23 protein-coding genes, 1 tRNA gene and 1 pseudogene are annotated in these 20,353 nt (G+C 32.3%); 14 read left to right on the top strand and 11 right to left on the bottom strand.

Features of this window, described 5'->3' with window-relative positions:
- Window positions 1-968: 968 nt before the first annotated feature.
- Both LACDD01_RS10445 and LACDD01_RS10440 read right to left on the bottom strand, forming a co-directional pair.
- Window positions 969-2,069 (bottom strand): AI-2E family transporter, encoded by a 1,101-nt coding sequence (locus tag LACDD01_RS10445; RefSeq protein ID WP_061415047.1) that lies wholly within the window; start codon window positions 2,067-2,069, stop codon window positions 969-971.
- 18 nt (window positions 2,070-2,087) lie between these two features.
- Entirely contained in the window at window positions 2,088-2,792 is a 705-nt protein-coding gene (locus tag LACDD01_RS10440; protein WP_061415044.1) for a Bax inhibitor-1/YccA family protein, read from the bottom strand.
- A 759-nt stretch (window positions 2,793-3,551) separates the two neighbouring features.
- Between LACDD01_RS10440 and LACDD01_RS10435 the strand changes: the two genes are divergently transcribed.
- Complete coding sequence (locus LACDD01_RS10435) at window positions 3,552-3,743, top strand: hypothetical protein (protein ID WP_231863444.1); 192 nt, start codon at window positions 3,552-3,554, stop codon at window positions 3,741-3,743.
- Between the two features lie 550 nt (window positions 3,744-4,293).
- A complete protein-coding gene (locus tag LACDD01_RS10430) occupies window positions 4,294-5,196 on the top strand; it encodes a LysR family transcriptional regulator (protein WP_061415037.1) in 903 nt (300 codons plus the stop codon).
- Here the strand turns inward: LACDD01_RS10430 and LACDD01_RS12685 are convergent.
- The gene (locus LACDD01_RS12685; RefSeq protein WP_061415034.1) at window positions 5,189-5,428 is read right to left on the bottom strand and encodes an ArsC/Spx/MgsR family protein; all 240 of its coding nucleotides are present in this window, start codon (window positions 5,426-5,428) and stop codon (window positions 5,189-5,191) included. The genes LACDD01_RS10430 and LACDD01_RS12685 overlap by 8 nt on opposite strands.
- 523 nt (window positions 5,429-5,951) lie before the next feature.
- Between LACDD01_RS12685 and LACDD01_RS10420 the strand changes: the two genes are divergently transcribed.
- From LACDD01_RS10420 to LACDD01_RS10405, 4 genes are all read left to right on the top strand, one after another.
- Entirely contained in the window at window positions 5,952-6,296 is a 345-nt protein-coding gene (locus LACDD01_RS10420) for a hypothetical protein (RefSeq protein WP_061415031.1), read from the top strand.
- Between the two features lie 147 nt (window positions 6,297-6,443).
- Window positions 6,444-7,766 (top strand): DUF3440 domain-containing protein, encoded by a 1,323-nt coding sequence (locus tag LACDD01_RS10415; RefSeq protein WP_061415145.1) that lies wholly within the window; start codon window positions 6,444-6,446, stop codon window positions 7,764-7,766.
- The gene (locus LACDD01_RS10410) at window positions 7,748-8,269 is read left to right on the top strand and encodes an IbrB-like domain-containing protein (RefSeq protein WP_061415028.1); all 522 of its coding nucleotides are present in this window, start codon (window positions 7,748-7,750) and stop codon (window positions 8,267-8,269) included. Before LACDD01_RS10415 ends, LACDD01_RS10410 begins: the two co-directional genes overlap by 19 nt.
- A gap of 118 nt (window positions 8,270-8,387) precedes the next feature.
- The gene (locus LACDD01_RS10405; RefSeq protein ID WP_061415026.1) at window positions 8,388-8,660 is read left to right on the top strand and encodes a zinc ribbon domain-containing protein; all 273 of its coding nucleotides are present in this window, start codon (window positions 8,388-8,390) and stop codon (window positions 8,658-8,660) included.
- 1,087 nt (window positions 8,661-9,747) lie between these two features.
- On the opposite strand, the gene LACDD01_RS10395 is transcribed toward LACDD01_RS10405, so the two are convergent.
- Window positions 9,748-9,821 (bottom strand) — tRNA-Ile (locus tag LACDD01_RS10395).
- 1,125 nt (window positions 9,822-10,946) lie between these two features.
- On the opposite strand from LACDD01_RS10395, the gene LACDD01_RS10390 reads away from it, so the two are divergent.
- Complete coding sequence (locus tag LACDD01_RS10390; RefSeq protein WP_061415020.1) at window positions 10,947-11,645, top strand: Bax inhibitor-1/YccA family protein; 699 nt, start codon at window positions 10,947-10,949, stop codon at window positions 11,643-11,645.
- 215 nt (window positions 11,646-11,860) lie between these two features.
- On the opposite strand, the gene LACDD01_RS10385 is transcribed toward LACDD01_RS10390, so the two are convergent.
- Window positions 11,861-12,727 (bottom strand): hypothetical protein, encoded by an 867-nt coding sequence (locus tag LACDD01_RS10385; RefSeq protein ID WP_061415018.1) that lies wholly within the window; start codon window positions 12,725-12,727, stop codon window positions 11,861-11,863.
- A 209-nt stretch (window positions 12,728-12,936) separates the two neighbouring features.
- Between LACDD01_RS10385 and LACDD01_RS10380 the strand changes: the two genes are divergently transcribed.
- From LACDD01_RS10380 to LACDD01_RS10375, 4 genes and pseudogenes are all read left to right on the top strand, one after another.
- On the top strand, window positions 12,937-13,311 hold the full coding sequence (locus tag LACDD01_RS10380) for a dihydrofolate reductase family protein (protein ID WP_061415015.1): 375 nt from the start codon (window positions 12,937-12,939) through the stop codon (window positions 13,309-13,311).
- Window positions 13,312-13,315: 4 nt separating this feature from the next.
- Window positions 13,316-13,459, top strand: coding sequence for a hypothetical protein (locus tag LACDD01_RS12490; protein ID WP_231863443.1), 144 nt, complete (start codon window positions 13,316-13,318; stop codon window positions 13,457-13,459).
- A 245-nt stretch (window positions 13,460-13,704) separates the two neighbouring features.
- Window positions 13,705-14,134: pseudogene (locus tag LACDD01_RS12485) on the top strand (recombinase family protein); the annotation flags it as partial.
- Window positions 14,135-14,145: 11 nt separating this feature from the next.
- Complete coding sequence (locus tag LACDD01_RS10375; protein WP_061415012.1) at window positions 14,146-14,343, top strand: hypothetical protein; 198 nt, start codon at window positions 14,146-14,148, stop codon at window positions 14,341-14,343.
- A 172-nt stretch (window positions 14,344-14,515) separates the two neighbouring features.
- Here the strand turns inward: LACDD01_RS10375 and LACDD01_RS11675 are convergent, their stop codons facing one another.
- From LACDD01_RS11675 to LACDD01_RS10360, 4 genes are all read right to left on the bottom strand, one after another.
- On the bottom strand, window positions 14,516-14,647 hold the full coding sequence (locus tag LACDD01_RS11675; protein WP_255357191.1) for a putative holin-like toxin: 132 nt from the start codon (window positions 14,645-14,647) through the stop codon (window positions 14,516-14,518).
- Window positions 14,648-15,254: 607 nt separating this feature from the next.
- A complete protein-coding gene (locus tag LACDD01_RS10370; RefSeq protein WP_061415009.1) occupies window positions 15,255-15,500 on the bottom strand; it encodes a hypothetical protein in 246 nt (81 codons plus the stop codon).
- Between the two features lie 79 nt (window positions 15,501-15,579).
- Window positions 15,580-16,161 carry an ECF transporter S component gene (locus LACDD01_RS10365; protein WP_156468524.1) on the bottom strand — a complete coding sequence of 194 codons (582 nt, stop codon included), beginning with the start codon at window positions 16,159-16,161 and terminating at the stop codon, window positions 15,580-15,582.
- A 56-nt stretch (window positions 16,162-16,217) separates the two neighbouring features.
- The gene (locus LACDD01_RS10360) at window positions 16,218-16,631 is read right to left on the bottom strand and encodes a DUF1398 family protein (RefSeq protein WP_061415003.1); all 414 of its coding nucleotides are present in this window, start codon (window positions 16,629-16,631) and stop codon (window positions 16,218-16,220) included.
- A 221-nt stretch (window positions 16,632-16,852) separates the two neighbouring features.
- On the opposite strand from LACDD01_RS10360, the gene LACDD01_RS10355 reads away from it, so the two are divergent.
- Entirely contained in the window at window positions 16,853-17,386 is a 534-nt protein-coding gene (locus LACDD01_RS10355) for a DUF308 domain-containing protein (protein ID WP_061415000.1), read from the top strand.
- Window positions 17,387-17,768: 382 nt separating this feature from the next.
- On the opposite strand, the gene LACDD01_RS10350 is transcribed toward LACDD01_RS10355, so the two are convergent.
- On the bottom strand, window positions 17,769-18,236 hold the full coding sequence (locus LACDD01_RS10350; protein ID WP_061414997.1) for a VOC family protein: 468 nt from the start codon (window positions 18,234-18,236) through the stop codon (window positions 17,769-17,771).
- 336 nt (window positions 18,237-18,572) lie between these two features.
- Window positions 18,573-18,947: an ArsC/Spx/MgsR family protein gene (locus tag LACDD01_RS10345; RefSeq protein ID WP_061414994.1), complete on the bottom strand. Its 375-nt coding sequence runs from the start codon at window positions 18,945-18,947 to the stop codon at window positions 18,573-18,575.
- A 140-nt stretch (window positions 18,948-19,087) separates the two neighbouring features.
- Between LACDD01_RS10345 and LACDD01_RS12555 the strand changes: the two genes are divergently transcribed.
- Both LACDD01_RS12555 and LACDD01_RS12480 read left to right on the top strand, forming a co-directional pair.
- Complete coding sequence (locus tag LACDD01_RS12555) at window positions 19,088-19,222, top strand: hypothetical protein (protein ID WP_255357190.1); 135 nt, start codon at window positions 19,088-19,090, stop codon at window positions 19,220-19,222.
- Entirely contained in the window at window positions 19,201-19,383 is a 183-nt protein-coding gene (locus LACDD01_RS12480; RefSeq protein WP_061414991.1) for a hypothetical protein, read from the top strand. The genes LACDD01_RS12555 and LACDD01_RS12480 overlap by 22 nt, the downstream gene beginning before the upstream one ends.
- Window positions 19,384-20,353 lie beyond the last annotated feature (970 nt).

Here is a 20,353-nt window from a genome sequence, read left to right as displayed (position 1 = left end):
TCAATTATAATGCTTTCAGAATTGTATTGTTTATTGAGCTTAGGCACCTGTTTTTTGATTTCAGAAGAAAGCAATAGCATCTAAGTTGTCTAGTAACGAAGTAGTAGGGTGAATACTGGTATCGTTAGATATTAAGTTTAATTTAACTGATATCTAAACCATCAAAACATTTTATTTGATATTTGGAATATTTCTTGACCACTATAAAATTACCCAGAAGCATGTTGAACTAATAGCTTCGCATAATAGAATTCTAATCATCTGTTGGCGCTTATCTCCTGTGCATTACTAACTTAGTAGTTGATGAGGATGCTTGGTTAAGAGTCTAAACTATGAAGGTAGGCAACAATATAATTAAGAAATAGCATAAGTCCATTTTATGAGTTTATTGTTCTGAAAAGCTTTGCAGTAGTCAAGTGTAAATTAATTATTAAAACTAGAGGAGAAAAAATTTGGATAAATATATATTGTAAAGAGAGGTTAAAATGCAATATATGTTAGGTGAAAATTTGTGCAATAGGAAAGTTATCAACAACACATCTTGTGATAATTCTAGAAATCTATATTTTTTTGACAAGAAACGTCCTATTAATACTTAACCCATTGTCTGCTTTAGAGCTACAACGGGTTGGGTATCTCTTCCTATCCCTTTTGTTCCTTGTGCTGTTAAGTGTGACTTTATAATACCATTCATTTAGAAACGTGCGGAAGATGTGTGGTTTGTCCCCACGTTTCTAAATGAATGGTGTTTTTCAAGAGGGTTCCCCCTCAGCCTTTTTCGTTACTCTGGCTTAGAGATGTCAAGGAAGGCTTAAGTACACTTTTTATGTGAGAAATAAAAAGCTCCCTATATTTGAAGGAAGCTGCAATCTTATGGTGCAAAGTAACTTTATCCCAACATAGCAAAAGTATATGCTTTATTATACAGCAGCCTTTTGCATTATTCAAAGCTTGTTTTGTTGCCTAGTTTATTCTTGACAATTTAGTTTCTCGTTCTTATGGATCTCAAGTAAATATGTTACTAATACTTTTATTACCGTATACAAAGGAATAGCAAAAATTACTCCCCAAAAACCAGCAAGTTTACCAGCAGCTAACAATACAAACATTACAGTGAGTGGATGAATCTTCAATTGCCTCCCCAATATCAATGGAGTGATAAACCGTCCTTCAACCAATTGCTCTAGCGCATAAATAATAGATACTTTTACTAACATTGGTATTCCACCTGTAATAAAAGCTATTAACAAAGCTGGAATAATAGCTAAATAAAATCCTAGAAATGGTATAAGATTCATTACTCCTGAAAAGATTGCAACGATGATTGCATACTTTAAGCCCACAAATGGTAAGCCAATAAGCAAAAGAAGGGTAACGATGATAGCGATTGAAACCTGACCTCTCACATAATTCTCAAGTTGTGTGTTCATACTTATTAAAAGAATTTCAATATGTTTCTGCCAAGTTTTTGGAAATGGTTTTTTTAAAAAAGGAAGAAGTTCTCTCCCGTCATTCAGTAGATAATACAGTACTATTGGTGATATAACAATTGCCATAAAAACAATCGAAATACCACTAGCAGCTGATTTTGAGAATGAAAAAATATATGAGAAAGAATTTTTACTTATGTTTAATATTTCTCCAGAAAGATTATCAGAAATTAAACCAAATTCTTCTTTAAATTGATTTAAATGTTTCTCCTCCATAAATGTCTCTACTGAAATCAGCCATTCTTTGAACTCAATAGGAAAATTTGTTATTAAGTCTGAGAATTTATCAGATATTATAGGAACCAAAAGTACTATTCCCATCAATAATAAGAGTAATATAATGACGAATAAACTCCAAATAGAAATTTTTCTTGAAATATTCTTATTATCAAGTTTGTCTATAATGGGATGCAGTAAATAATAAAGTGCACCTCCAATTATTATTGGAGGGAGTACTATGGTAAATGCTGAAATAAACGGCTCAAAAATGAAACTTACTTTGGTTAGTAAATAGATACATAGTAATAATAGTAAACATCCCACTAGGGATCCGTAGTGTTTTTTTCTTAAAATATTCAAATTCTTATATCCTATTGTTTAGTCTTGACTTTTTCTCGTAAAGCCGATCAAACGAAGTAAAGTAATGAACAAATTGATAAAATCAAGATAAAGTGATAAGGCCATACTTATGGCCCAACCTTGAGAGATATTTCCATTATTTTGATGATAGACTAACTCAATTTTCTGATTATCCCAAGCAATAAGCCCACTGAAGATAATAACGCTAATCACGGAGGTGAGAAAAACAACCATCGGACTGCCTAAAAAGAAGTTAATTATCCCTGCAATAATAATGCCCATAAGCATTCCTATCATTGCTCGTCCTATACCTGATAAATTACGTTTTGTTACTCGTCCATAAATGGAAAGTCCAAAGAACATTCCTGCAGAAGAGGTAAAAGCTAAGGTAACATCAGAGGCTGTATAAGCAACGAGTGTGAAACTGAGGAGGAATCCCATCATTGCTGAGTATAAAATAAACCAAGGGAGAGCTGTGGGTTTATTCTTCATTGCTGCATTTTGCATTGGGAAAATCAGAAGCATGGGAATAAGCCAAATAACAAATATTCCCCATCCCATTTGTTGTACAAAATTCAAGACATTTTCCCAGAACACTTTTATGGTAATGAAGGAAGTTAATGCAGAAATGCCTACTCCTATTCCGACTATGCCATAAATCTGCGCATAAAATTTATTTAATGCATCAATGTTTTTGCTATTATTAATGGTTGGATTTTCCATGTGGCTCCTTTTTCTATCTATTTTTTGTAGTTCTCATCAACAATAGAATATCACTTGAACGGTAGAATCTATATTTTATTGTGAGAAAAGAAATAGTCAATTGGACATAATTTTTTATGTTTTATTTTTACATGTCTAATTTTGAGTATTGTACCAAATTTTCTTGATACAAATCAATTTTAACGAATAAAAAATATTAACTAACAGACGAGCATGCAAACAGGATGAGACTGTTTGAGAATTTTATAAATTCAGTGTGTACTAAGTGTGTACTATAAGTGAGGGGAGGGATATTTAGTTAATACATCTGAAAAAGAACATCAGAGAAGAGGAGTTTGTAAAAGTAGGGGGAATCACTACATTACTTCAAGGCTTTTGTCACTTAAGGAGGAAGTTTTGATTTAGTTGTTTTTTAGCTTATCTATATCAATGTTGTATTTTTCAAACCATGCGATAGTCAGTTTGATAGAATTACAACTGCTTCTATAATAAATTTTAATCATCTGCAATCTTTTGTTACTAAAGGTTCCCTAATAATAAAATATTAAGCTAGTTATTTGTAGCTCTATACTTTTAGAGTGATGAACTTCTGTGTGTCAATTTCTTGGCCTTTGAATATTCTGTGATACAATACACAACATAAATAAGAGAGGGTTAAAATATGGATAATTTATTAAAAGGTTCTCTAGCTTTTAGGGAGAATTGCATATTAAGGTAAGTTATAACTTTTTTTCTTACCGGTTGTCAGAAAAAGGAGTATTGAATATGGTTTCTGAATATAAAAAATTACGTAACAACATCGGGATTAACGGCCTTATTTCCTCAATTTTTGGATTGTTTATACTATATTATTTGCATTTGCCTGGCCGTACAGCTCAAATAGGAACGGTTTTAATTGGCATTGCTTATCTTGTTTCAATTGAAATTGTATCAGGATTGTCGACGGTTTAATTTGAATAAACATTAATAGAATGACTTTATTTAGTAACTTAGTACAAATCTTCATTTGAAAATCAGTATTGTTTTTCAATTTACGTATAAACTAGATAGAAATATGCTATCAGTAGATTGAATTTTCTAACAAAAATCCTGAGTAAAGCTGATTTAGCGAGTGAGAAATCAGCTTTACTCAGGATTTTTTCTGTTAAAAGGAAACGAGCTTAAATAGGTCGTAGAGGTTTTAAATAGTGGAAGCCAAATAGTGAAATAAAGCTAAAGATAGCTTAATTCAAGAGATATGATATTATTATTTTCAGATATTACAGAGTTTTGAATGCATTGAATAATATTAGAAATATGTTTTCGAATTATTGATCTGGTACAAAATTTTAAATTCTTGATTCATTTATCAGTATTTGATTAAACTATTTCTTAAACATTGACCACAAAGCATTTTTTTAATATACTAATTAGGAGAGTATAGTTGTTATTTACCTAGACATGAGCCAACCTATGTTGATGTGTAGTAAGTTAGAAATGTATTAAGAAGGGGATCGTATCCATGAATATAACTCATTTAGAATATTATGTTGCACTAGTTGCAAATGATTTTAATATTACCAAAACGTCCCAAAAGTTGTATGTATCTCAGCCAGCGTTAAGCAGAATTATTAATTCATTAGAAACACTATATGATGTAGAACTGTTTATCAGACATAATCGTAGAATCATCAAGCTTACTCCTTTAGGTGAAGAAGTTTATGAAATAGCTCTTAAGATTTTAAAATATGATAGTACACTTACAAAGCGACTTGAGAAAGTTTCACAAAAAGAAGTAATAAAAATTGGTATTCCTGCTTCCTTTCTTGCGACAGCATTATCCTCAGTTATTGTAAAATTTATTGCGCGTAACCCACAGTTACAGATTGCGATTGTTGAAGAAAACGTAACTATTTTAGAAGAAAAATTAGTGAATCAGCAAATTGATATTGCATTTTTAATCTCTCCTAAAGAAAAAAATTTTCATCAAGGAATAGAATCACTTCCATTTTATGATGATGAGATTGTTGTTTATATGAAAAAAGACCATCGTTTTAACAGTCGTACTAGAACGCAGATATCGCTAGAAGAAATTAATATGGAGCGTCTCTGTATTTTGGATAATAAATTCTTAATGAATAGTCAAATATATAAACATTTTTCTAGCGAGAATTTAACTCCAAAAGTTGCGTTAGAAACTAGCTCGTGGGAGTTTTTGATAGATTATTGTAATCATTTTGGCGCATTAACCATGTTGCCAGCTAGTCTATATCCTATTATACCTGATAATGAGCAGTTTGTTCACATGTCAATGAATCCTCCGTTGAAATTACCCATTTGCTTATGCTATTATAAAGATAACGCTACAAAAATTGATTCAGCCAAAAAATCACTACTCGATATTATACAGTTTGAAACTACATAATTATTGTAATTCCTATTTTTCTGTAAATACAAAAGCTATATAATTGTCTGATATCTTCAGCATTGAAACCAATCATATATTTATTTGTCCCTATAACAATTGGACTCTGTAGCAGCTCAGGATTATCCAATAAAAAGTCTATTCCTTCACTAAGATGCATATCCTGGAGTAGTACAAGTTTCTTGCGAGTTTCTAAGGTGGCTCTATTTGGGTGTCTAAGTATCTCTTCCATTCCATAAGAGGAGACGCTTAGTATTTTTTTTTATGTCTTCTCTGCAAATTTGATTTACATGCTTTTTTTTTAACTCAATTCCATACTTTTGAAGCCAGTTAAGGGTTTTTTGACTTGAACTACACCCGTTTCTGCAATATACTTTTATCATTTTTTCCTCCTTGTTAAGTAAAAAGTTGCTCTAACTGTGACAAGTATATCATTGGGTAAAGAACGATTCAAATACCTTTGTGTTATGAAAAACATAAAGAAAAAGCATTGTTGTTTTGCAGAAGATTATGCAAAAATAAATAGAGGGGATTGTCTGAATCAGCTTGGGGAAGTTTGTATATCACTTAGCATCATTATAAAAAAATCTTGTTGCCTATTTGTAGCTGCTTCTGAAATTAGTTTCATCCCGTATATGTGTATAGGCTCATTACTAGACTAGCTAATGTGTTGTTTATTAAGTGGGCAGGATTTATGGATATAAGCATGCACACATAAGTAGTAAATGTGCAAACGAAGAGGAGGGCAGATATTAATGTCGATATTAATGTCAATGAGTGAAAAATTTGGAGATATGTTTTTTGGAGAGGGGGGAGCTGTCATTTTTCGAGTAATCATCTTCACGTTCTTTATTATGGGAGTTGGTTTTGCCGCGTATAGAATTTATCAATTTTATATTCCCGTATTTAATGCGGAAACTCGTGTTTTGACTGATTTAAAAAAAATACCAACAAATGACTTAGTTAAGTATAAGAAAAAAATAGAATTTGAGCTATATCAAAGAAAAAGTAAAAAAGAACTTGATGATGAAATTATGCATATTAAAGAAGAATTGGCACACTATTGCATATTAAAAACCGAAGAAGAAAATGGAGAATAGAAAATTGTATATTAGCTTTTAGTTAGTACGGATAGGTAAGTGATGTATTACATGTTATATTTAGATGGTTCTTGACTCGCAGGAGTGCTTTGAAAATAGTGGGTTCATCTGACGATGTTAATTTTGATGATAATAAAAGGAATAATTATGGGGAAATCTTATCAAACAATAAATGTATATGAAGCGTTCAATCAACGTTTGGAATATATTTTTTCTTATTTTGATCATGTAGTGATTTCGTTTTCTGGAGGTAAGGATTCAGGAGTAATGCTAGAGTTAGTGCAAAGGTATTATGAAACACATCATTTGGAAAAAAAGAAAATAAAAGTTTCGGTATTCTATATGGACTATGAAGGCAATTATCAGTTGACAAACGATTATGTACGACGCAGTTTAGGGAAGTATGAAAATTTTGATTACTATCATGTTTGTATGCCTGTTTCAGCTTCTTGTGGAATCTCAATGTACCAATCAACTTGGTTACCTTGGGATCCAAATTCTAAAGAAATTTGGGTTAAAGATATCCCTAAAAATTCTATTAATTTATATAATCATGATTTACCGTTTTTCAAAATTGGAATGTCTGATTATGAGTTTCAAAGTCGATTTTGTCAATGGCTTCATCAAAAAACGGAAGCAACAAGAACTGCAGTATTGGTTGGAATTAGAGCTCAAGAAAGTCTTAATAGGTATACGGCTGTTACAAGGAAAGAGACATTTTCTAGATTTGGTACGGTCTCTTATAGTAAACGTGTTTTCCATAATGTTTTCAACTTTTACCCAATTTATGATTGGTTGTTTGAGGACGTTTGGATTGCAATTGCAAAGTTCAATCTAGACTATAATCGCTTATATGACGTATTTTTTCAGGCAGGAGTTCCCTTCAAGTTTATGCGAGTTGCAAATCCATTTCATCAGTGTGGTATACAGTCATTGAAGCTGTATAAAGAAATTGAACCTGAAACTTGGGGAAAGTTGGTAGGTAGGGTAAATGGAGCAAACTTCGCGTCTATTTACGGTAAAACTTCGGCAATGGGGTACAGAGAAGCTCAATTACCTAAGGGACATACATGGCAAAGCTATGTAGACTTCCTTTTGCGGACTCTTCCGACTAAAACAAAAAAAATTTATTGTAAAAAATTTGAGTCATCAATTAAATATTGGACAGAAAAAGGGGGAGCATTGCCAGTTAAGGTTGTAGGTGAATTAATGGAGACTTCTTTAAATTTTGAAAAGTTAGGCGCTCCTCAGAACAACAGACAATATAAACAGGACTATGAGGTAATACGATTTAGAAATTATCCTGATGATATCCCACTTCGAAGTTTTCGTTTGCTTCCTTCTTACAAGAGAATGTGTATTACTATTTTAAAAAATGATTCTTCGTGTCAATATATGGGATTTACACAGACAAAGGATGAACTACAAGAGAAACAGGAGGCCATGGAAAAATGGAAAAAGATTTTTTAAGCCCAGTTTACAATATAATTCAAGTTCCAATAGATAAAATTCAAGCTAATTCTTATAATCCTAATGTAGCTGCGCAACCAGAAATGGAACTGCTTGAACGATCAATTTTGGAAGACGGTTACACGATGCCTATAGTATGTTATTATAGACAGGACGAGGATATATATGAGATTGTAGATGGATTTCATAGGTATCTGGTTATGAAAAATTCAAAGATTATTTTAGAAAGAGAAAATAATTTTCTTCCGGTATCGGTTATTGATAGACCATTGACTGATCGTATTGCTAGTACAATTAGGCATAATCGGGCGCGTGGAACACACATTGTAGGTTTGATGACAAATATTGTACGACAGTTAATTGAAGCAGGGGTAAGTGATAAGTGGATAATGGATCAGATTGGAATGGACAAAGAAGAACTGCTTCGCCTTAAGCAAGTTAGTGGTTTGATTACATTATTTAAGAATGGTGAATTTTCTAATTCTTGGGAGAATGACGAATGATTATTTTATTCTGAAAAGATTTCATGTAACTCTAGGGGGATTTATTATGACAAACTATTGATTATCATGATTTTCTGTTTAATAAGGGGAACTTTTATTTTTGGAGAGGAACTGGTAAATGGTAAAAGTAGCACTATGTCAAAGCTGTGGGGTACCTTTGGATACAAACTCACCTAGAGGTTTTGAAAAAAATGGTGAATTATCTGACAAATATTGTATGTATTGTTATGAGGAAGGAAAGTGGACATGTGATTTAGAATTTGATGAAATGTATAAATATAATTTGAAACGTTTTAAAGAATCAAGTATAGGTGGATTTGAAAAAATATTTTTAATGATGATATATACGAAAAAATTTATGAGAAAACTTGAACGCTGGTCTGATGATTAAGTTCAATGAGAATAAGACGCTAGTAGCCAATGCTGCTAGCGTTTTATAGATTATGTATGGGTTTCCAGCCAGTTGTCCCGATAGGAACGATAAGAAAAGAAAAGAATCCGTTGAACGAGTGGCAATTATGGCTTAGCATCTTCCTTGTTCCTAGAATAATTAGAGTGTTCAGAATCTCAAAGAAAGTAACAAGAAAATGGGAAACTCAATTTACAAAATTACCGAACAGCTCATATTTAGAGCTTTATTGATTGGAAGCCTTACAAAGAGAGCGGAAAACCTTGAAAGAGAACTATAAGGAAATTGTAAAGGAGCTTACGCTCTATGAGAATGTGAAAAGTTTGAATGATGAACTTCAAGATTTCTTAAATGAGTACAAGGCAAGGCATTGAGTCAATCAGAGCTTTGGTATTTATATAGGTACACTTGTGGCGAAAGATGTCTCTTGTTTCTTATTTGATATTTGGGGAAGAACTTATTGATTTAATCAAGCTTATAACTTATCGAAATGGCCGTGGGCGCTATTGTCCACCTAAAGGAAAAAATTTCTCTTTAAGTTGCAGAAATCAATATGGTTTATACGTTGGCTATAGTAGAGAAAAATAAGGAAATATACTTAGAATCTTTGAGAGAAGGGGGGACGGGAAAACTTATATCAAGAACTGAGTAGATTATTTTGAAAGTGTTACAAAATATAAGGCGGAATATAAATTTAAATGTTCAATTTCTTCATTTGGCGCTTTAATAAATCAGAACGTGACTTAGAAAATTATTATTATTTCTTGAAGACAAATCGATATTTTTGGATAAGTTAGGGTTATATTTGCAAGAGAATAAGGAATATTTGGTTGGTGGATCTTATGCATTACGAATATCACTCTTATTGTTGAATATAAAAAAGACAATGATAATATTGTATGGACCATTGAAAGTAGTATTGTTCAATCGGAAATAAAGTCAAGATAAAATATCTAGAATCGAAACTAAAAACAAATAGAAAAAAGTGATTTCAAAAATTTTTAGCACAAAAAAATCCCCAGCAAGGCGGGGGATTACCTATTAAAAACTGAGTTATATTATAGCATAATGGTTCTTTCTGGACTCGAACCAGTGGTAACCGAGTTATGAGCTTGGGGCTTTGACCAACTAAGCTAAAGAACCAAAGCTCCTATAGCATAAAAGGGAGCAATCAGAAATGTGTAATTCTGGTAAATGGTTTATGTCTGATGGGTTTTTACTATAACATATTAAAACGCCTGTATAAAACGGAGCTCTTAGATAGATACCTAACTAATAGGTATAGACTATTTTATTCAGAATCATCATTAGTTCCATAAAACCCATGATAGGGAATACAGTAGTCTCCGCACTGTCTAGCACAGTCACCATAGAAGTTATTGAAAACAATATTGCAGTGCCATTTATACTCATGTACTATTGTGCTCACTCATTCCTAGTAACTTCGCTACTCAATTTAAAATAGTCAACTAGAGTTACATCGATTTTTCTAGTTTCATCTTTTCTGAGAAATACTAGCTTCCAATGTTAATTTTCCTGTTTCTATATCATCGGAAATACCACCTGATATTTTGTGCGTAAAACTTGCGTTTTTATGAACGGGTATGCTATAATCAAGGTGAGTTAGGCACCTCCTAGAATTTTCGTTGTCTGACTTAGCCTCCCGCTTAGATAAGTTCTTCTTCTAATAATACTTTAACTATCTCGGGAGGTTTTTGGACTTATTTTATGTTACAATGAATGTATCAAATTCAAACAATAATCAAATCAGAATTGCTTTTTTTTACATAATGAGTTTGATATTACTTCCTTGTCAGGTCGAGGGAGTTTTTTATTTGTCAAGGTTGCAAAATGTGAAAGAGATTGTTATAATAATTTACCTAATAGAAGTAATTCATTTGATCCATTTATATTTTTTGTATAGGTGGATTTTATTTTCTAAATGATTATAAAAACTATATGAAACTATTTTTCTAGCATTCACAAAAGTAGTAAATTCATATTTTTAGCTGTTGTAACATCGTTTGTTAAGTGTTTTTTTATTTACTCCCCTTTACTGCTCTGAGCCATATCTGTATATTATGTCCTAGACTTTATACCATAAGATAAATACAAGATGATTTTGTGATATAATGATACGAGCTCCAATTTGACCAAATCGGAAGCAATCTTCTAAGCACTTGTTATAAGCAGGTGCTTTTTATCGTTATTTTTTGAAAATGACTCATTATTTTGTATAATGAGATATAAAAAAGAATGAGAGCAGCTATGGAAAATCCAATAATTAATAATCACAATGTCGCATTAAATCAATTTTATTCTCGTATCTATGGGATAGTGGGAATTGGAGTAGCGATCTCAGCCCTGACTTCGTTTCTTACAATTAAAATTTTTTGGCAAAGTGTCATGACTTTTGTCCAACAAATGGGCTGGGGGATGCTTATTATCTGGTTAGTTCCCATGTTTATGATTTTCCCCATGCAAAATGCAGCGATGAAGAATAAACCTACAGCTCTTCCTCTCTTTATCCTATACTCGGCAATGATGGGATTCCTTCTAAGTTTTACATTGATCGCTTATACTGATTCAGATGTAACTTTAGCTTTCATTTCCTCTGCAGGCATGTTTTTTGGACTATCTATTTATGGAAGAACAACGAAACGTAATTTATCTGGGATGGGACGAGCGATGATAGGAATGCTCATTGGCGTCATTATTGCAGGGGTGATTAACTTCTTTTTAGGAAGTACAATGGTTGTTTTTCTCACTTCAATAATTAGTGTCATTATTTTCAGCGGACTTATTGCTTGGGAAAATCAAAAAATTGAACAAGTGTACCGTCAAAATAATGGGGATGTATCTAATGGTTGGGCAATCAGTATGGCTCTTTCCCTCTATCTTGATTTCATCAATTTATTCATTACGTTACTTCGTTTGATCGGTTTTGCACGAAATAATCAAGACTAACTCCAAAAGCGTCTCCTACTCTTAAGAGTAGGAGACGCTTTTTAATTTTAACTTCTTAGTTATATAATTACTCAAACTGATAAGTGACAACTTCTAGAAAATAAAGCTACGTATTCAGTGCAACTTGAGATATTTTATCTGTACCCATAATTTTGTATTTCCACAAGATAATCTACCATACCTCATGCTACTAAATTCTAGAAGTTTAACTTTATCTATGCGTCACCTTTTTTGTTTTTCGCCATCTCTTCAATCAATAACTGTTGTTGTTCAATCACCGTCACCAATCGATCATTAAGCTCAATCTGACGAGAATATTTAGATCTTTGCAACCTTCTTTGAATATAAGTACTATTTTTTATTAATTGTACTCCTGCGACTCCATGTCCAACTAAAACAATTGCTATTCCGCTAACACTGCATCCTATTAACCAATTCTTCAAAATAAGAAGGTGTTGCCAGCTTTGTTTCAATAATTCTGGAACTCCTGCAATTTTTTGAGTCTTGCTTAGAATATCTCTTAGTTGTTCGAGTAAAGTAAGAATATCAGAAACTAAATAATTCCAGGTGAAATTAATATGGGAAAAACTATTTGTAATTTGCTCTTGAAATATCCTTAATTCATCCACACTTAAAGCATTTACCCGTTGCAATATGATTTGGTAGGTTTGGTATGCTTCTAAACCCATTTTTGTCAAAAATATTATTAATGATAAGGTAAAAAAGAGATACCCAATAACTAGTAACTTTTCACTAAAATACCACGGATTAATTTTCTTTAATTTCCATAGAAACCAACCAATAAAGATTAAACCTACAATAACTATTAGAATCTGTAGTCCAATAACTAATGCAAGTTCTATCCCCATTTGCCTTAGTTTTTCCGTCAAGATTTGTCCCCAATCTTCTGTTGAAAAAAGTAACAACACATTCTGTATGTTGATTTCAAAATATTTTTGGATAATACTTTTGATAATGCCCTGTTGATTCATCACTAGAAAAAGTAATATCGCTATGTAAAATAAACTACCAATATGAATAATTAGTCGAGTAAACTGTTTTCTCCTGGACCATTTTTCCATCTATATCCTCCTCGCAATAAATAAATCATAGCATAAATCAGAAATTTTTGATATTACAATTATTATAGATGACACTGTTTTTTTGATGGTTCCTTGTTTGCAACTCTTGTATATGTTATAATAAAGAAACTTACCCAGTAGTAGAAGTTGATTAACATTGGTTAATTAATAGGGAAAATTTTTTATTTAAAGAATGTGCAGATTTATTGATGATTAAATTATTTATTGGAGAAAGTTTAGACGGCTATATTGCAACACTAAATGAATCCCTGGATTGGCTAGAAGAGGTTGAGGGGGAGGGAGATAATGGATATGGTGAGTTCCTTCAAGATATTCATTATGTAGTTATGGGCAAGAAAACATTTGATTGGTTAAGCTCACTAGAAGCTGAAGCCTTATCAGAATGGCCATATAAAGATAAAAAAACATTAGTTTTAACGCATTCCAAAACTTTACGAGGTCGTTTTTCTCAAGAAGATGTTTTGGCATTTGATAATATAAAAATGTTACAAAATTTAGCTGAAGATATTTGGATAGTGGGGGGGGGAATTAATTCGAGAATGCTTAGAAAAAAATATTATTGATGAAATGATCATATCCATTGCTCCAATACTTATTGGTAATGGAATTCCATTATTCCCCAAAGGGGAGTATAAGCAAAAGTTTGAGCTCGAAAATGTTAGGCAATACGGTCAATTTGTTAATTTGTACTATGTCTCAAAGAATAATTAATACTAAATTTAAAAATTCCATAGAGAGCTGTTCGTGGTTTTTTTATTTTAATTCGTTTATTGTATATGATATTAAAACTACTCCTTTCAATAACGTTAGATAAATAAAAATTTGGAATGTAGTCAATCTATAATAGCAGTAAAATTTACTCTTATTTTAAAAAAGGAATTTTTATGGCAAATATTGGATATATTCGAGTCTCTTCACAAGACCAAAATTTAGGCGACAATTAGAGATGATGTCTGAATTATGGAGATATAAGAATTACAGTTGCTTTTATGAAGCAGAAAAAAGTTAATTTGAAAATATTAGATGCATAGTTTTTAGATGTTGATACAGGAAGTGAACTTCTTAACACCGCAATGTTTGATATGTTTTTGTCTCTTCTAAGCTATATTGCACAAAATGAACGTGAGAAAATACGAGAACGTTAGCGTCAAGGGTGTACTCTTGGTGAAGTAAGCAGGATGATATAAGGGACGACCAACAGAATACTCTCTTAACTCACCAGATTCTCAAAAAAGTTAGTCTATAAAACAGTAATAGATATGTAAAAAAAAGAAGTGCCAGTTGTGAAAATTGAAAAAAAACGGTCTTTCTCGACCTACCGTTTATAAAATAAAAAAGAGAATGAGTTTTGAAGATAAAAATCAGGATCGTCATAAAGAAGAATAAAATATATAAATATGGAAACAAATATTTTTGACTATACCAAACTATCTGGATTAACTAGTGATAAATCTTTTAAAGGCCTATCTGATAAATTTTCCGTATTTGAAAATCAGTTAAGTAGTTTTAGTCAACCTCAATTTCCCAATATTGGATTATCAAATGAAGAAAAGATAAAATTAAGAAAACTATTTGAAAATGACATCACACAATAATCTCAAAATCAAAGCAACGACTGTCCCAGCATTTAAAGCGGGTAGGGCTTTAAAAGATGCGTCAAATAAAAAATTAATACTTTTGACAAATCCTTACGTTCTGAAATAATAAAGAAAAAGGACTTGCTCGATACAAGTCCATGTAGCCGTTTTAAGAGCGGTAACATCCAATTTAATCTAAATGATCTTCATGACTGCTAAACTGAACGGTCATTTTTATGCTTTTGATGATCTTAAGAATGAGATCAATTAATCCTAGTATAAAGCTACCGAAGGTAAACATCAATGCTAGAGATTCAAACACACTCAAAATTTTCGCTTTTCATGTTTTGTGAGGAATTGTCACTAAAACCACGGCATCACCTCCAATCGGGGCTAACGTTCATAAACTCTACTTCATCATTGTAACAAAAAGAAGAGGTCTAATCTACCATGTAATGTAATGGTGGGATTTTTGTTTATGCATGAAAAGTGTGCTTTAAAATTGAAGTCCAGACCTAGGCTTGATAAAATTATTGCGTTGTACGATACAAAATCTTTTTCTGGTACCCACTAAACTACCCTTAGTGGGTATTTTTGTGCGTAAAATTCGTGCTTTTGTGACCGTATTTGATACACTCACTAATAGGTCAGACAATTCCTGTATTTTTAGCTTTCACTCATTGTCTGTCATTGCTTCTTGCTTATCAAATCTTGTAATCTCTTTTATTATGTGGGGAGGCTTTGGAATTATTTTATATCATAGCATTGTAGTTCTCTTAAGCTAGAGAGATTTTTTATTTTCACTATAAAAGTGTATATTCAGGAGTTTATCGTTTTATGAACACTTCATTCTAACCATAAAAACATACACACTAATATGGAGACTGCTGAAGAAGTAGCCGTTTCAAAAACTGAGGACAAAAAAATCATCAAGAATTTGATCTCTTGATGATTTTGGTTGCTTTTTCCTCCTTTAAAGTGACTATTCGCTTCAAATTGACCATGAATATAGTGGTGGCCCCTTGAGTGCAATCGTACTTGTCTTTGAGTTCTTCATAAATAAATTGAAAATCATCCAGTTCTTTTAACTGATGCAATTCATGATTTTTGGGAACCAGAATATCAAAGAGAGCAAGATAAGGACTTAAGAGTAATTCCTCTTGACGTTTGAGCATAACTTTATTATATAGAAAAACGATAAAATCAAGAAATCTTACCGTTTTTCAGCAACCTCTGTGATGCCTGCTTTGTAATTTATCTTGATTTTTTTAAAGAAGGAACAATCGCTGCTGTTAAAATGACGGCAATAACAACTTCAGCAATGGTATTACTTGTAATAATCAGCTGAATAAGTCCTGCGAAAGTCATCCCTGTGTATTGACCAAAAAATAAAGTAATGAAACTTAAGACAAGTACTGTATTTGTAGCTGTACCTACAAAAGCAGCAATACCTGCACCTGTACGTGTTTTCATGGCTTTATAGATAAAATAAGGAAATACACCAATGAGGATTCGAGGGACAATAGCAACCACTAAAGCCCAGAGGGAACCATGATTTGTACCAGGAATGGGTTGAAGTGGGCTAAACACATAACTCAAAGGTGTAGTAAGGATTGTGGAGTTAATAACGCTGATAATTCCCATTACAAGCCCTAAGAAAGCACCTTTCCGTGCACCTAAGACAATGGAACCGATGATTACAGGAATATGCAAGAGTGTAGGCACAATAGGCAATGGCCACACGCTATAGACGATTTGACTCAAAACTTGCACGACCACCATGATAGCAATAAAGATTGCAAGGATGGCAATATCGGATGCCCGTGTGTCAAAAATTCTTCAGCAGTTAAACTAATATCGTGTGTATGTTTTGATACTATTCATTGAAATTGTCAGTTAATTTCTACTGCTGGATAAGTCTCTTTATATGTCTCACCGTCTGCACCATAATAAATGATATATCTCTCAATGAAGTTAACTTCATATTTCACTATACCTGATTTCCATGTGTTCATCAAAAATTCTAGGAATGTAGTTTCTCCTGATTGATCAGTTCGCAAGGCACTTATTAGTTTCTCTTCAGAGTAAGGTGGGTAAGTAGTAATATCTTCAATTAATGGTTTTCCTGGAATTACAAGGGAGCCTTCTTTTGTAAAGTAAAAACTATCACCAGAAGGAAGATACCAAGTGTTCTTAGTGAACCCTTCTTCTCGTAAACATTCGGCTAAATAAGGGAAACCGCCAATTTTCGGCCGCACTTTCTCGGATTTTGACATAGCATTTTTTAAATTATTTAGTAATTTCATTGAATACCTCAAGACTTTTTCTTTTATTATAGCATTTGCCAGCAAATAATAACTAGAAAATGGACATTCTATGAATACTAGGAATGAAGTTATTTTATGATAACAGAACCAATAAATATAGGTATAACTCTGATATTGATTTACTTGACAATTCTCCAAATTATTTGGAATTAGCTAGTTTTACTGATATACTTATTTTTAACAAACAAGGAGGAATATTTATGAATGAAGAATTTTCACAAAAACTAAAGAATGGTATTGGGATAAATGGAGTGATTTCACTCCTAATTGGGGGTCTTATTCTTTTCTTACCAGACAAGGTTGCACAAATAGGAACGATTATCATTGGAATAGCATTTTTAATTATAGGTCTTTTTTATCTTATCCCAGCCCTCAAGTCTTCAAATACAGAAGGGCACCCACGCTTCAGCCATATTCTTTTAGGAGCTATTTACACAATTGTTGGAATATGTTCTCTTATTAACTTAGCTATTGCTACAAATATTATTTTTATAGTTATTGGGATACTTGTTGGCTTGACTTGGATTGTGGAAGGGATTATTTCATTCGTTCTTAGACACTATCTTGACTCTAATAAAGGTTTTTTAACATCTGGGGGAGGAAGCATTATTGCAGGATTGATTTTTTTATTTGTTCCTTTTTGGGGAACAATGTTTCTCTGGACAATGCTTGGTGTCATTTCAATAATTTTAGGGATAATAAAAATTATTCAATACTTAACTTGGGGAAAATAAAGGATTGGATTAGATTAGAATATAACAAATCTTATAAAAAGAAAAACGGAATTCAACCTGAGCTCCGTTTTTTTATATTGATTCACCGTGATTCCCTAAACTGTAAATTATAAGTCTGCTTATAATTTACAGTTTAGGGAAAGATAAAGGACTCACTCGATACAGGGCCTCGACGGCAATAACAAGTTCAAGAGCTATTAACTCACCAAAGTGATGTGTACCTCAAAGAGACCGTTTAAGCTAGTTAAATAGTAACTTATATAGAAATTGTGAAATATAATGAAGAAACTTGTAAAAGTAAGCATTGACGTTATGCTGTTTGAAATACTCAGAACTATCGTCTTTCTAGTTTGATAGGGTAACTCCTACAATTCAATAGACCTTACACATCTTCTAATTCTGCAATCACAATTTTCTGTTGTGCCATCATGACCTGTATTGCCTTATTCCCTCCCTTGCTTAAAAGTTCACCCATATTTTTAGGAACGATTTGCCAAGACATTCCAAACCTATCTTTACACCATCCACATTGTTCATTCTCAGGAAAATGACTCAGTTTCTCCCAATAATAATCAATCTCTTCTTGATTTTTACATTCAATTGTAAAGCTAATTGCTTCATTCATTTGGAAGATAGGACCGCCATCTAAACAGAGGAATTTTGTACCATCAAGCACAAATTCTCCAGTGATCACTTTGCCTGACATTCCTGCAAAATGAGGGTCTAAATCTTCATCTGGGTAACGTTCTATGTGCGTAATTTCTGAGTTTGGGAAAACAGAAGTATAATGATTCATCGCAGCTTCTGCTTGTTTTTCAAACCAAAGACTCGGTATTATTTTTTGATTCATTGAAACTTCCTTTTGTTATTTGTTACATTCATTATATCATGAATGTAAGCACACACCCAATAATAGAGAGATGATTATTCCTGCATTTAAAGCAGGCAAAGTTTTGAAAGATGCTGTGAAATAGGGATTACTTTTGATATAATAATGGTAAAGAAAAAGGAATTGTTCGATACAAGTCCCATGTAGCCGTTTTGAGAATGTCAGCAACACTATGAGAAGCAGTTAAAACACGATGTGCTTCTTTTATTAATATTAAATCTATAGACAAGAGCTCTGTCTATAGATTTTTAACTTTAAATAACATTTTCTGGGCACTAAGCTTAACATAAATATTTTTTATAGTCGATGATGTCGATATTCTCTTGGTAGAAATTTTCGTATTTCATCTTCATTATATCCAATAAGATGGTTATGTTTATCCATAGTAATTGGTGTCTGAAGTACGCAGGTATGTGAAAGTAAAAAGTCGAGGGCTTCACTGAATGAGAGGAGTTCCATATATTTTAGCGCATTTCTCACCTCAGAGCTGCTCTTTCCTGGGCGCTTTACAATATCTTTCAGTCCTTCATCAGAGTGTTGGAGCAATTTGACAAGGTCATCTCTGGTTATTTTACTTATTTGCTGTTTTTGTACATTGATATTATATTTTTCAAACCAAGAAAATGCACGTCGAGAAGAACCACAGCTTCCTCTATAATAAATTTTAATCATCTCTCACCCTTTATTTAACTTCATCTATTGTATCATAGCCATGCAACATATCATATTTGATTTATTTAGTAATATAATTTTACTTATCAAATTATTATGTTATAAGAAGGGTTATAAATAAAGAAATGTAGGAGTATATATTGAGTAAAATAAAATCAAGTGTTGAAGCAGCTAAAGAAGCAGTTAAACCTTTTCTAGAATTAGAACTTCCTGAGTTTGAAAAAGTTGAGATAAATATTCCGATGTTGAAGGTATGGTTAAAGGTACGAAAGTAAATAATGAACTGGGAGATCTACTAGGTCAGTTTGATAAAGCATTGAAAAATTTTTCTCATCAACTTATTGCTATGGCGGAGAAAAAAGAGAAAGAGGAAAAAATGATAGTACAGTTTTTTCATCAGCTGTTGCAGGAGGAAGTGGAGGAGGTCGTTCTTTAGACCACGAAAGTGTGAAAGACATACTAAATAAAAAGCCCGATTGGCAAAAATATGGCAGAGAGAATTTAGAGGAAGCTAGCGTATATATTAAACAAGATGGTTGATATGTAATGGCGGGGCAAAAGCTGTTGAGAACATTGTTAACGCTGAAGCTGAAGGTGCTATTAAGCACGTTTAAGATGGGATTGAACGAGGTAGATTTGGAGTAGGAAATAAATCTTCGACTACTTATCCGAATGGTCCAGATTTTGACCCGGAACCGTAAAATGAGGTAGACATGGATAAAAAAACTTCAGATTTTAAAATATATTTAGAACATTTTCTAAATATGAAAGAAACTATTCCAGTTAGTACAACAGGAATGGAAATCAAATGTTTTAGGGGCTCTTGCTTTTAGCATCATGTTTATGTTTAGACCATAAGAACTGTGAGCGCTCAAATACGAGCTTTTGAGGACTCATAACGATGGAGCACCAAGGGAAAATAAAGTTCGTTTGTGATTGCAAAGTATTAAGAAAAGGATTATAATGTAGTTGAAAATATTTGTTAAAACTGCTTGAAGTGAAGAATTCCCATTCTAACTTAAAGCTTAAAGCAATTTGGAGCTCTATCGGTGAGGTTTTAAATTGCTTTTTTGAAAGAATCAGAAATAATATAATTAGTGAATGTGAGCAGTACATTAATCATAAAATGATCTGCTCTCTATCAAGGTTTAGTACCACTGCTAATTATAGCAAATAAAACAAAGAAGAGCCTTGCTGGGCTCTTCTTTGTTTTACCTAATTCTGGTCATGTTATTATCACATATTAATCATAACAAAATTCTTTTACTTGAGAGGTGGGAAAACGCTTTCGGAAATGGTACGATTCCATTATACGAGATAATTTAGTAGCGATAATGGATGTTCTATTGTGCATGATATAAAGAAAAACTAAAGATTGTAACTTGTTTTATTATTTTCCATTACAA

The sequence above is a fragment of the Lactococcus sp. DD01 genome, from assembly GCF_001578715.1.
GTDB classification, from domain to species: domain Bacteria; phylum Bacillota; class Bacilli; order Lactobacillales; family Streptococcaceae; genus Lactococcus; species Lactococcus petauri.
Note: the sequence above shows the minus strand (reverse complement) of the source record. Positions and strands in the feature narration are given on the sequence as shown.